Genomic DNA, 13306 nt, shown 5'->3' with positions numbered 1-13306 from the left:
TGGTTGTGGGAGATGTTGCCTGAGCCTGCGGTTTTCGAGGCGACAGTTCCACGGGGTGTGCATCGGGTCGTGCCGGAGTGGGTCACGCTGTATCGGCGGGATCTGCCGGGCAGGGATGTGCATGAGGCTTGGGGTGTGGCGGTTACGTCGGCTGCGCGGACTCTGATGGATTGCCTTGTGGTACTGCCGGAGTCGGCGGCGGACGAGTTGGTCGACTCGCACTTGGGGAAGACCGTCGAGCGGGATGCGGTGCTCGAGTTGTGCGGTGGAGGTGGGGTGGGGGCGCCGGGGTTGCGGCGGCAGGTTTGGATGGCTGCGACCAATGCGTTGTCCGAGCCGGAGCGGCTATTCGCCAGGGCGGTCGCGCAGCGGCGGGTGCGGCTGTTGGCCAATCATTCTGTCGGGCCTTATGTGTGCGACTTCGTGCATAGGCGGTCGCGGACGATTGTCGAGATCGATGGGCGGGAATTCCACAGTGGGGCGGCGGCATTCCGGCGGGATCGGCAGCGACAGAATTGGTTGGTGCTGCAAGGGTGGTTGGTGCTGCGGTATGCGGCGGCTGATGTCTACCTGCAGCTGGAGCGGTCCGCTGATGAGGTGGTCGCTGTCATACGCGACCGAGGTAGGCGGCGGTGAGGGGGCGCTGTCATACGCGACCGAGGTAGACGGCGGTGAGGGGGCGCTGTCCTACACGACCGAGGTAGACGGCGGTGAGGGGGCGCTGTCCTACACGACCGAGGTAGACGGCGGTGAGGGGGCGCTGTCCTACACGACCGAGGTTGCGGCGGTGAGTGGTCGATGTCAAACGCGACCGAGGGTGTGGCAGGGGCGGGAGCGGTTGCCGGGTGCAGCGGGTGGGGTTGCGAAAAATGTTCGTGGAGTGGGGATTTTACGGAATAACTATATGAAACATATGTATTCCATTTGTTTGGATGGGGCTTTTGCGGAGGATTCGCGGTGGCGCTGCCATAATTGAATTCATCTGGTACGCCGCAGCGTGCCGGTCCGGCAGGGATTGGTGGACGGCACGCCGCGGCGCTTATTCAGGTGGATTGTGTGGCTGCCGGGGCGTATCGGCGCTTTGGCAGCCTCACGTCCTCAGGCCGGAGGTGGGTAGGTGACCGAAGAACCGGTCCCGAGCACCTTGGCGATCAGGAGGAGGAAGTTGTTGATCGCACTTCCGCTATCCATGGTGGACTCCTAGACGCCGGGGGTCGGCTGGATGATCGAGGTCGACGAACCCGACGTGATCAGGTGGGCGATGGCGGCCAGGATGTCGAGGGCGCCGCTGCCGGTACTGGTAGGCATGGTTGATCCTTTCGAAAAGTGTTGCTTGGAACGGAAGCGACTAGTGCGGGGTGTAGCTGGCGGTGGAACCGCTGCTCAGGAACTTCAGCACCGTCGCGAGGATGCCGGCGATGTCGATGGTGCCACCGCCGGTGGGCGGCGGGGTGGTGGTGCGCATGGTGGGACGGGTGACCTTCATATGTTCTTCCTTTTCCTAGTTCGCGGACTGACCCCCGAGGCCGTTGGCCGGGACCGCCGCACGGGATGCTAGTGCACCCCGGGTCTGTGTTGCGGGCTGTATTGTGCCGCAAAGTCTTTCGGGTCAGTGGCTATTCGGCTTCACTGGCCATGAAGTCCGCGAGTGATTTCGGACGCATATCGGTCCAGTGCGACTCGACGTACTCCAGGCAGGCCCAGCGCGGGGCCGGGCCGTGCGCGATGGTCCAGCCGCCGGGGATGGTCGCGAACACCGGCCACAGCGAGTGCTGGGCCTCCTCGTTGACCAGCACATAGAACTGAGCGTCTTCATCGTCGAATGGATTGCTCATTCTCGAAAACCTTTCTTACCGTGAGAGTTCGGATTAGGGGAAAATCGGTCTGCTATCGCACTGCCCGCTGGCCGACGGTATTGAGCACCGAGCCGATCTGGGCGAGCGCATCGGGTGCGGTCATCCGCCAGTGCGTGGCCTGCACCGCATAGGTGTGCACCACACCGTCCACGGCATCGGTCCACCCGGTGACCCCGACCGTGCAGCTCGGATCGTCCAGCGCGGCCGCGAAATACAGCACATCGCCCTTGAATCGGCGCGGCCGGTATTCGCCGATGAGCGAGATCGAGCGGAGGCCGGTATCGATCACCCGGGTCACCCGATCGGCGCCCATGGACGCGAACGGCTCGGGCAGTTCGGACAGCCGCGCGACCAGCTCCTCCGGTTCCAGCGCCACACCGAGGTTCTCGTCCACCAGACCGCCGAGCAGTTCGGCCACCGGAATTCGCACCCCGTCACCGACCTCGACCTGCAGCGAACTGTCCAGCATGGCCAGGGTCGCCACCTGCTGCCCCTGCTCCTGCAGCTGCACCGCCACCGCATGCGCCAGCACACCGCCGAGCGACCAGCCCAGCAGGTGGTACGGGCCCTCCGGCTGCACCGCGCGGATCTCCCGCACATAGCGCCCCGCCCACTCGTCGATCGAATCCGGCAGCGGCACATCCGCTCCCAGCGTCGGCGACTGCAGGCCGTACAGCGGCCGGTCAGCGTCCAGGTATGCGGCCAGACCCGCGAAGGACCAGGACAGACCGCCCACCGGGTGGATGCAGAACAGCGGCGCACCGGAACCCGTTGTGCGCAGCGGCAACAGCACCTCGTACGCGGCATCCGCACCGAACCCGCCGGAACCGTCACCGGTCAGCTGCGTGGTCAGCCCGGCCGGGGTCGGTGCGGTGAACAACCGCGCGACCGGAACCCGTTCGCCCAGTGCGGCACTCAGTCGCGCCGCCAGCTTCACCGCGATGAGCGAGTTGCCGCCCAGCTCGAAGAAGTTGTCGTCCAGTCCGATTCGCTCGAGATGCAGCACGTCGGCGAAGGCGGTGCACACCGCGATCTCCAATGCCGTGGCGGCGGCCCGGAATTCGCGGAGGGCGAGCTCGGGTTCGGGCAGTGCCCGGCGATCCAGCTTGCCGTTGGCGTTCAGCGGCAGAGCATCGAGCGCCACGAACGCCGACGGCACCATGTACGACGGCAGCACCGCCGACAACGCCGACATCAGCTGCGGCACATCGATACCCGAGTCCTGATCGGAAGGCACCAGGTAGGCCACCAGCCAATCCGCACCACTCAGCTGCGCTTCGGTGCGCTGATCGGACTTGGCCAGCACCGCGACCTGCGCGATCTCCGGCATGGCCAGCAAAGCCGCCTCGATCTCACCCAGCTCGATACGGAAACCCCGGATCTTCACCTGGAAGTCGGTACGACCCCGATACTCCAGCTCACCACTCGCCGCCCAGGCAACCAGGTCACCGGTGCGATACATACGCTCACCAGCGGCAAACGGGTTGGCCACGAAGCGATCCGCAGTCAGGTCGGCACGGCCGAAGTAGCCGCGCGCCAGCTGCGCACCCGCCAGGTACAGCTCACCCGAAACACCGGCGGCAACCGGGTGCAGGCGCGAATCGAGCACGTAGACCTGGCTGTTCCACTCGGGCAGACCGATGGACACCGAACCCTGATCGGCATCGGTCACCAAGTGCGAGGTGATGGACACCGCCGCCTCGGTCGGGCCGTACAGATTGAACAGCCTCGCGAACGGGTTCGCCTTGCGGAAGCGCTGCGCCACGGTCGCAGGCAGCGCCTCACCGATAGCCAGCACCCGGCGCAACGAACTCGTCAGCACGCCACCGGATTCGGTCAGCAGCGCGTCCAACATCGACGGCACCACATGCAACGTGGTGACCAGCTCACGAGCCATCAACTCGTTCAAGTACGCCGGATCACGATGACCATCCGCCGAAGCGATGACCAGGCGACCACCGCAGACAACGGCCGACCAGAACTCCCAGACCGAAAGGTCGAAGGTCGCTGCGGTCTTGAGTAGCACCGCGTCATCGACACCGAGACCGAATTCAGCCGTCTTCCACTGCAACTGATTCGCCACCGCAGCATGCGACAGCGCCACACCCTTCGGACGACCCGTCGAACCGGACGTGAAAATCACGTACGCGGTATTGGCGGGCGTCAGCTCCCGGACCCGTTCGGCGGCGGTGATCGCCTTGTCGGAGTGGGCCGACAGATCGAGCTCGTCGATCCGAAGCAGCGGAATGTCGCTGCCGTGGATCCCGGCCGAAAGCGCGCCGGGATGACGGGGGGTGGACCCGTCGAGATGACGGCGAGTGGTCCCGTCAAGGGCGGTCGCGGTGAGTTCGAAGGCGTCGCGGGAAGTGGTGAGCACGCAGACCGGGGCGGCCGATTCCAGCACATAGGCGGTGCGGTCGGCGGGCTGATCCGGATCCACCGGGACATACGCGGCACCGGCAACCGACACCGCGTACATGGCGACAACCAGATCGATCGAACGGCGCAGGGCCAGCGCGACCCGGTCCTCCGGACCGACACCCTGCGAGATCAGGTGCCGCGCCAGGCGATTCACCCGTGCACCGAGTTCGGTGTAGTCGAGCGCCGTGCCGTCCGGGCCGATGAGGGCGACCGCATCGGTACGGGCGGCGACGGTGGCATCGAGCAGCGTGGCCAGGGTCGCCGTGGTGTCCACGGTGTGCGCGGTCGTATTCCACTCGGTCAGCACCCGGTGCTGTTCGGTCCCGTCCAGCAGGTCGATATCACCGACCGGAGTATCGGCATCGACCGCGACGGCGGTGAGCAGGCGAAGGAACCGATCGGCGACGAGCTGCACCGTAGCGGCGTCGAAAAGGTCTGCGCCGTATGTGATCACACCGCTGATGCCGGCCGGAGTCCCGTCGGCGTGGTAGTCGTCGCCGACGATCCAGTGCAGATCGAACTGCGAGACCTGGTTATCGAAATCGATACCGGTGACCGACAGACCTGGCAGTTCGAGGTTGGACTGCGCCAGGTTCTGGAACGACAGACCCACCTGGAACAGCGGATGCCGCGCGGTCGAGCGCACCGGATTCAGGACCTCGACCAGCCGCTCGAACGGCACATCGGCATTGGCGAACACCTGCAGATCCGTCTCACGCTGACGCGCGAGCAGATCGGTGAACGACTCACCACCATCCACCCGGCTACGGAACACCAGCGTGTTCACGAACATACCGATCAGATCATCCAGTGCCGCCTCACCACGACCCGCCATCGGCGTACCGATCGCAATATCGTCGGTGCCCGAGAGCCGCGCCAGCAGCACCGCGAGGGCCGTGTGCACCACCATGAACAGCGTCGCGCCCTGAGCCCGCGCCAGTTCGGCCAGTGCACGATGGATTTCGGCGTCGATGGACACCTCGACCTTGCCACCGGCGAAGGACTGCACCGCCGGTCGCGGACGATCGGACGGCAGATCCAGCTGATCCGGCAGCTCGGCAAGGGCCTGCTTCCAGAACCCGACCTGCTTGGCGGACAGGGATTCCGCGTCACTCTCCGCACCCAGCAACTCACGCTGCCAGATCGAGTAATCCGCGTACTGCACCGCCAGCGGCGCCCAGGCCGGCGCGTGACCGGCGGCTCGGGCCGCATAGGCGGTCACCAGATCGCGGGTCAGCGGCGCCATGGAGGAACCGTCCGCGGAAATGTGGTGAATCACCAGCGCCAGTACGTAATCGGTGGCCAGGCCCCCGATATCGAACAGTGCGACCTTCAGCGGCACCTCCGCGGTGACATCGAAGCGGGCGCCGACCAGTCCGGCCACCGCATCGACAATCCGATCCTCGGTGATGGTGCCGACCACAAGTTCCGGCAGCACCTGCGCGGCCGGGAGCACCACCTGCACCGGACCGTCCTCGGTCTGCGGGTAGACGGTCCGCAGAATTTCGTGGCGCGCGACGATATCGCCGATAGCCAGCCGCAGCGCGACCACATCCAGCTCACCGGTCAGGCGAATCGCGACCGGCACGTTGTAGGCGGTCGCATCGGTGTCGAACTGGTTGAGGAACCACATGCGCTGCTGCGCCGGCGAGAGCGGAATCGCTTCCGGCCGTGGGCGAGCCACGAGTGCCGGTCGTGCGCCCGCACCGGCCGTCTCGGCCAATCGGACGGCCAGTCCGGTCACGGTGGAATCCTCGAACAGTGCGCGCACCGGCACCTGGGTGTCGAGCGCCGCGCCGAGGCGTGCCGCCACCTGGGTGGCCAGCAGCGAATTACCGCCGAGCGCGAAGAAATCGTCATCCGCGCCGACCAGCTCCGCGCCGAGCACCTCGGCGTAGACCCGGGCGACGGCCGTCTCGATTTCGCCTGCCGGAGGCCGGAATTCACGGGCGGCGAACACCGGATCCGGCAGCGCCTTGCGATCCAGCTTGCCGTTGACGTTCAGCGGCAGTGCATCGAGCACCACAAAGGCCGACGGCACCATGTAGGACGGCAGGGAGGCCGAGAGCGCCGACTGCACCTGCGCTTGATCGAGTTCCGGGCCCGCGGACACCAGGTAGGCGACCAGACGATCACCGGTGCGCTGATCCGACTTGGCCAGCACCGCGACCTGCGCGATCTCCGGCATGGCCAGCAAAGCCGCCTCGATCTCACCCAGCTCGATACGGAAACCACGGATCTTCACCTGGAAGTCGGTACGACCCCGATACTCCAGCTCACCACTCGCCGCCCAGGCAACCAGGTCACCGGTGCGATACATACGCTCACCAGCGGCAAACGGGTTGGCCACGAAGCGATCCGCAGTCAGATCGGCGCGGCCGAAGTAGCCGCGCGCCAACTGCGCACCCGCCAGGTACAGCTCACCGGACACGCCGACCGGGACCGGCCGCAAGCGTGCATCCAGCACGTACACACTGCTGTTCCACTCCGGCGCACCGATGGACACCGAACCCTGATCGGCATCGGTCACCAAGTGCGAGGTGATGGACACCGCCGCCTCGGTCGGGCCGTACAGATTGAACAGCCTCGCGAACGGGTTCGCCTTGCGGAAGCGCTGCGCCACGGTCGCAGGCAGCGCCTCACCGATAGCCAGCACCCGGCGCAACGAACTCGTCAGCACGCCACCGGATTCGGTCAGCAACGCATCCAACATCGACGGCACCACATGCAACGTGGTGACCAGCTCACGAGCCATCAACTCGTTCAAGTACGCCGGATCACGATGACCATCCGCCGAAGCGATGACCAGGCGACCACCGCAGACAACGGCCGACCAGAACTCCCAGACCGAAAGGTCGAAGGTCGCTGCGGTCTTGAGTAGCACCGCGTCATCGACACCGAGACCGAATTCAGCCGTCTTCCACTGCAACTGATTCGCCACCGCAGCATGCGACAGCGCCACACCCTTCGGACGACCCGTCGAACCGGACGTGAAAATCACGTACGCGGTATGCGACGGCAACAGCGGCGACACCCGACCCGCATCGGTGATCGGCTCGACCGCAACCGATTCCAACACCAGCTGATCCAAGCGCACCAGCGGCGCGGCCTCGGTACTGAAGCGGGCCTCGGCATTGGTGAGCACACACACCGGGGCGGCGGTCTCGAGGATGTAATCCGTGCGCTCGGCAGGCTGATCCGGATCCACCGGCACGTACGCGCCACCGGCGACGGAGACGGCGTACATGGCCACGACCAGATCGACCGAACGCCGCAGCGCCAGCGCGACCCGCGACTCCGGGCCGACACCGATCGAGATCAGATGCCGGGCAAGACGATTCACCCGGATACCGAGCTCGGCATAGGTCAGCACCTCACCGTCCGGCCCGATCAGCGCAACAGCGGTCGGAGCGGCGGCCACGGTGGTGTTCAGCAGCGATACCAGGGTCGCGGCCGAATCCGTCTCGTGCACAGTCGCATTGCGGGCAGCAGTCAGTTCGGCACGCTCGCGGGACTCCAGCAATTCGATATCGCCGACCGGGCGGGCGGCATCGGCCACCACGGCGGTGAGCAGGCGAAGGAACCGATCGGAGAATATCTGCACCGTAGCGGCGTCGAAAAGATCGGCGCCGTAGGTGATCACACCGCCGATGCCGGCCGGAGTGCCGTCGGCAAGGTAGCTGTCGCCGATGATCCAGTGCAGATCGAACTGGGAGATCTGGGTGTCGAAGTCCAGACCGGAGATGGTCAGGCCCGGCAGTTCGAGAGTGGACTGCGCCAGGTTCTGGAACGACAGACCCACCTGGAACAGCGGATGCCGCGCCGTGGAACGCACCGGATTGAGCACCTCGACCAGGCGCTCGAACGGCACATCGGCATTGGCGAACACCTGCAGATCCGTCTCACGCTGACGCGCGAGCAGATCGGTGAACGACTCACCACCATCCACCCGGCTACGGAACACCAGCGTGTTCACGAACATACCGATCAAGTCATCCAGTGCGGCTTCGCCACGACCCGCCATCGGCGTACCGATGGCGATGTCATCGGTGCCCGAGAGCCGCGCCAGCAGCACCGCGAGGGCCGTGTGCACCACCATGAACAGCGTCGCGCCCTGAGCCCGCGCCAGTTCGGCCAGTGCACGATGGATTTCGGCGTCGATGGACACCTCGACCTTGCCACCGGCGAAGGACTGCACCGCCGGTCGCGGACGATCGGACGGCAGATCCAGCTGATCCGGAAGCTCAGCCAATTCCTGCTTCCAGAACCCGACCTGCTCGGCGGCCAGCGATTCCGCGTCGTCCTCGGCACCCAGCAGCTCACGCTGCCAGATCGAGTAATCCGCGTACTGCACCGCCAGCGGCGCCCACGCGGGGGCGGCACCCGCGATACGGGACCGGTAGGCGGACACCAGATCCCGGGTGAACGGGGCCATCGACGTACCGTCGCCGGCGATGTGGTGCATCACCAGGACCAGCACCCACTCCTGGGCGGCCGTATCACCGAGGACCTCGATGAGCGCGGCCCGCAAGGGCACCCCGGTGACAACATCGAAGCTGGTGCCCACCAGTTCGAGCACGGCGGCTTCGATATCCGCCGCCGGTACGGCAAGCCGTTCCAGCTCCGGTGTGGCCTCGCCGACGGGCAGGATGACCTGCACCGGCCCGGCGGGCGTCTGCGGGTAGACGGTGCGCAGGATCTCGTGGCGCGCAACGATATCCAGCACGGCCGCCCGCATGGCGTCCGCGTTCAGATCGCCGGACAGACGGATGGCGACCGGGATGTTGTAGGCGGCCGATTCGGCATCGAAGCGGTTCAGGAACCACATGCGCTGCTGGGCGGGTGACAGCGGAATCGCTTCCGGGCGTGGGCGAGCCGTCAGGGCCGGGCGCGCGGCGATACCGCTGTAGCGCTGCACCCGCAGTGCGAGGTCGGCAACGGTCGACGCCTCGAATACGGCCCGGACCGGCACCTGGGTATCGAGGGCCGCACCGAGCCGCGCCACGATCTGGGTGGCCAGCAGCGAGTTGCCGCCGAGTGCGAAGAAGTCGTCGTCCGCACCGACACGCTCGCTGCCGAGGACCTCGGTGAACACCTCTGCCACAATCACTTCGATCGAGGTGGACGGCGCACGGAAGATCGTGGCCTCGAACTCCGGCTCCGGCAAGGCCTTTCGGTCCAGCTTGCCGTTGACGTTGAGCGGCAGGGCATCGAGCACCACGAAGGCCGACGGCACCATGTACGACGGCAGTGCCGCCGACAGGGCCGACTTGACCTGCGGCACTTCGATACCCGTTTCGGGATCGACAGGGACCAGGTAGGCCACGAGCCGGTCACCGGTGCGCTGATCCGACTTGGCCAGCACCGCGACCTGCGCGATCTCCGGCATGGACAGCAAAGCCGCCTCGATCTCACCCAGCTCGATACGGAAACCCCGGATCTTCACCTGGAAGTCGGTACGACCCCGATACTCCAGCTCACCACTCGCCGCCCAGGCAACCAGGTCACCGGTGCGATACATACGCTCACCAGCGGCAAACGGGTTGGCCACGAAGCGATCCGCAGTCAGATCGGCGCGGCCGAAGTAGCCGCGCGCCAACTGCGCACCCGCCAGGTACAGCTCACCGGACACGCCGACCGGGACCGGCCGCAAGCGTGCATCCAGCACGTACACACTGCTGTTCCACTCCGGCGCACCGATGGACACCGAACCCTGATCGGCATCGGTCACCAAGTGCGAGGTGATGGACACCGCCGCCTCGGTCGGGCCGTACAGATTGAACAGCTCCGTGCGCGGTGCCAGTTCCCGGACCCGCTGCGCGACCGCGGCGGGCAGGGCCTCACCGATGGCGAGGATGCGCCACAGGCTGTCCGGCAGGCCATTGGCGGCCAGCGCGTCCAGCATGGACGGCACCACGTGCAGGGTGGTCACCCACTCCTGGGCGATCAGCTCGTTCAGGTACACCGGATCGCGGTGTCCGTCCGGCGTCGCGATGATCAGGCGGCCACCGCTCACCGCGGCCGACCAGAATTCCCAGACCGAGAGGTCGAAGGTGGCGGCGGTCTTGAGCAGCACCGCATCGGCGGCGTCCAGCGCGAATTCCGCTACCTTCCACTGCAATTGGTTGGCAATGGCCGCGTGCGGCACCGCCACGCCCTTGGGGCGGCCGGTGGAACCGGAGGTGAAGATCACGTACGCCGTGTGCGAAGGATGCAGCGGCGCACGGCGATCCGCGTCCTGCACCGGCGCACCGGAGTGCACGGACAGGTCCAGCTCGTCCATGTGCACAACGGGTGCGATATCGGTGTCGAATCCGGCGTCGGCATTGGTGAGCACGCATACCGGGGCGGCGGATTCCAGCACGTAGGCGGTGCGCTCGGCGGGCTGGTCCGGATCCACCGGCACATACGCGCCACCGGCGACCGAGACCGCGTACATGGCGATCACCAGGTCGATGGAGCGGCGCAGGGCCAGCACCACCCGGTCCTCGGGACCGACGCCCTGCGAGATCAGCTGCCGGGCAAGGCGATTGACACGCTCGCCGAGTTCACCGTAGGTGAGTTCGGCCCGCCCGGCCTCCGTCTCGGGCAGGTCCGCGACGATCGCGACCTCCTTGGGCTGCCGCGCAATGCCGGCGGCCAGCAGTGAGGCCAGGGTCGCCGTGGTGTCCACCGCATGCGCGGTACTGTTCCACGACTGCAGGATTCGCTCCCGCTCGGGCGCTGCCAGCAGCTCGACCTCGCCCACCGGTGTACCGGGCGCGGTGGCGACCGCCTCCAGCAGGCGCCGGAAGCGATCCGCCAGATCGGCGACCGTCGAATGCTCGAACAGCGCGGTGGCATAGGTGATGGTGGCGAGCAGCTCGGCTGCCGTGCCATCGGCCCGGTGCTGCGGCGCAACCACGAGATGCAGGTCGAACTGTGAGATGGGGTTGTCGAATTCGGCTGCGCTGACGGTCAATCCGTCCAGTTCGAGACCGGCCCCGCCCTGGTTCAGGAAGGAGAAGCCGATCTGGAAGAGCGGATGCCGGGCGGTGGAGCGAGCCGGGTTGAGCACCTCCACCAGACGTTCGAACGGCACCTCGGCATGGGAGAAGGCGGCCAGATCGGCGGCCTTGACCCGCTGCACCAGAGCGGCGAAGGTCTCGCCGGCCCGAATATCGGTGCGCAGCACCAGGGTATTGACGAACATGCCGACAACGTCGTCGAGCACGGCCTCACCGCGACCGGCGATGGGCGTGCCGACGGCGATATCGGCGGTGCCGGACAACCGGGCCAGCAGGACCGCGAAGGCGGCGTGCACAACCATGAACGGCGTCGCGCCGAACGCGAGAGCCAGTTCCTCCACGCGGGCGTGAATGCTCGCGTTGATGGTGAAATCGACCTCGTCGCCCGCGGTGGACACGATCGCCGGGCGCGGCCGATCGGTCGGCAGCGACAGTTGATCGGGCAGCTCCGCCAGGGTGTCCTGCCAGAACCGCAGCTGCCTGGAGAGCAGCGACTCGGCATCGTCCTCGGCGCCGAGCCGATCACGCTGCCAGAGCGTGTAATCCGCGTACTGCACCGCGAGCGGCGCCCAGCCGGGCTCCCGGCCCGCGCGGCGCGCGTCGTAGGCGGTCATCACATCGCGGGTCAGCGGAACCAGCGACGAACCGTCGGCGGCGATATGGTGTACGACCACCACCAGCACGAATTCATCGGTCGTTCCGGCGACCGCGAGCAGCGTCGCGCGCAGCGGCACGGCGGTGGTCACATCGAACGGGCGGGCGATGAATTCCGATACGGCGGCCAGCACCTCGTCCGCTGCCACGCCGATCGGTTCCAGGGCCGGGACGGGAGCCTGCTCGAGGGGCAGGATCACCTGTGCCGGACCGGATTCGGTGAGCGGGTAGACAGTGCGCAGCACCTCGTGACGGCCGATCACATCCCGGAGGGCGGCGGCGAGCGCGGCCACATCCAGATCGCCGGACAGCCGCATGGCCATCGGAATGTTGTAGGCGGCCGATTCCCCGTCGAGCCGGTTGAGGAACCACATGCGCTGCTGCGCCAGCGAGAGCGGCGTCGGGCCGCTGCTCGTGCGCGGGGCCAGCACCGGACCGCTCGCGGCCGCATCGGCCGCGCCGAGCACCGCGGCCAGGGCGGCCACGGTCGACTGCTCGAAGACCGTGCGCATGGCGACCGCCACACCCAGGCGGGCGGAGAGGCGGGCCGAAAGCTTGGCCGCACTCAGTGAATTGCCGCCCAGGCCGAAGAAGTCGTCGTCCAGGCCGACGGCCGCGAGGTCGACCTCGAGCACCTCGGCGATCACCTCGGCCACCGCGTGTTCGGCGACGGTGACCGGTGCGCGGAACTCCGCGGCCCGGAAGATCGGCTCCGGCAGGGCCTTTCGGTCCAGCTTGCCGGTCGGGCTGAGCGGGATGGCGTCGAGCACCATGATCGCCGAGGGCACCATGAACGCGGTCAGCGAGCGGGCCGCGAAGGCGCGCAGTTCGTCCACATCGACGGTGCGACCGGCGGCCGCGGTCACGTACGACACCAGCGAGACATCACCATTGGCGGCGGTGTGCCCGACGGTCGCGGCGAAGTCGACGGCGTCGAAGGACGACAGCGCCGCATCGATCTCACCGAGCTCGATGCGCAGGCCGCGCACCTTCACCTGATCATCGGAGCGGCCGACGAACTCCAGCACCGGGTAGGCGATGCCGCCGACACTGCGGGTGGACCAGCGCACCAGGTCACCGGTGCGGTAGAGCCGCTCCCCCGGCGCGCCGTAGGGATCGGCCACGAAGCGACCGGCGGTCAGGCCGGGGCGATCGAAGTAGCCACGTCCCAGAGCCGGTCCGCGCAAATACATTTCGCCGACAACGCCGTCCGGCACCGGCTGCAGCCAGGTGTCGAGCACCGCCGCGGACATGCCGGGTACGAAGCTGCCCAGTACCGGGCCCTCACCCGGCCGCATGGCCGAGCTCATATTGGTGATCATGGAGGCTTCGGTCGGGCCGTACACGTTGTACAGTTCCCGGCCGGCG

Annotated in this window: 4 protein-coding genes (1 of these 4 running past the window's edge); 1 reads left to right on the top strand and 3 read right to left on the bottom strand. The window is 67.1% G+C overall.

Features of this window, described 5'->3' with window-relative positions:
* Window positions 1-57: 57 nt before the first annotated feature.
* Entirely contained in the window at window positions 58-636 is a 579-nt protein-coding gene (locus OG716_RS34945) for an endonuclease domain-containing protein (protein ID WP_405134596.1), read from the top strand.
* Window positions 637-1348: 712 nt separating this feature from the next.
* On the opposite strand, the gene OG716_RS34940 is transcribed toward OG716_RS34945, so the two are convergent.
* The 3 genes from OG716_RS34940 to OG716_RS34930 form a co-directional block, all read right to left on the bottom strand.
* The gene (locus tag OG716_RS34940; protein ID WP_405134595.1) at window positions 1349-1486 is read right to left on the bottom strand and encodes a hypothetical protein; all 138 of its coding nucleotides are present in this window, start codon (window positions 1484-1486) and stop codon (window positions 1349-1351) included.
* A gap of 130 nt (window positions 1487-1616) precedes the next feature.
* Window positions 1617-1835 (bottom strand): MbtH family protein, encoded by a 219-nt coding sequence (locus OG716_RS34935; protein WP_327142334.1) that lies wholly within the window; start codon window positions 1833-1835, stop codon window positions 1617-1619.
* A 52-nt stretch (window positions 1836-1887) separates the two neighbouring features.
* Window positions 1888-13306 carry the 3' portion of a non-ribosomal peptide synthase/polyketide synthase gene (locus tag OG716_RS34930; RefSeq protein ID WP_405134594.1) on the bottom strand. 26927 nt of this gene lie beyond the right edge of the window, so the window shows 11419 of its 38346 coding nt (coding positions 26928-38346); its start codon lies beyond the right edge, outside the window; the stop codon is at window positions 1888-1890.

Source organism: Nocardia sp. NBC_01388 (assembly GCF_045040085.1).
GTDB lineage: Bacteria > Actinomycetota > Actinomycetes > Mycobacteriales > Mycobacteriaceae > Nocardia.
Note: the sequence above shows the minus strand (reverse complement) of the source record. Positions and strands in the feature narration are given on the sequence as shown.

Coding starts and splice junctions, on each gene's coding strand:
- OG716_RS34940 (WP_405134595.1), bottom strand. CDS start 1,486: ATGAAGGTCACCCGTCCCACCATGCGCACCACCACCCCGCCGCCCACC.
- OG716_RS34935 (WP_327142334.1), bottom strand. CDS start 1,835: ATGAGCAATCCATTCGACGATGAAGACGCTCAGTTCTATGTGCTGGTC.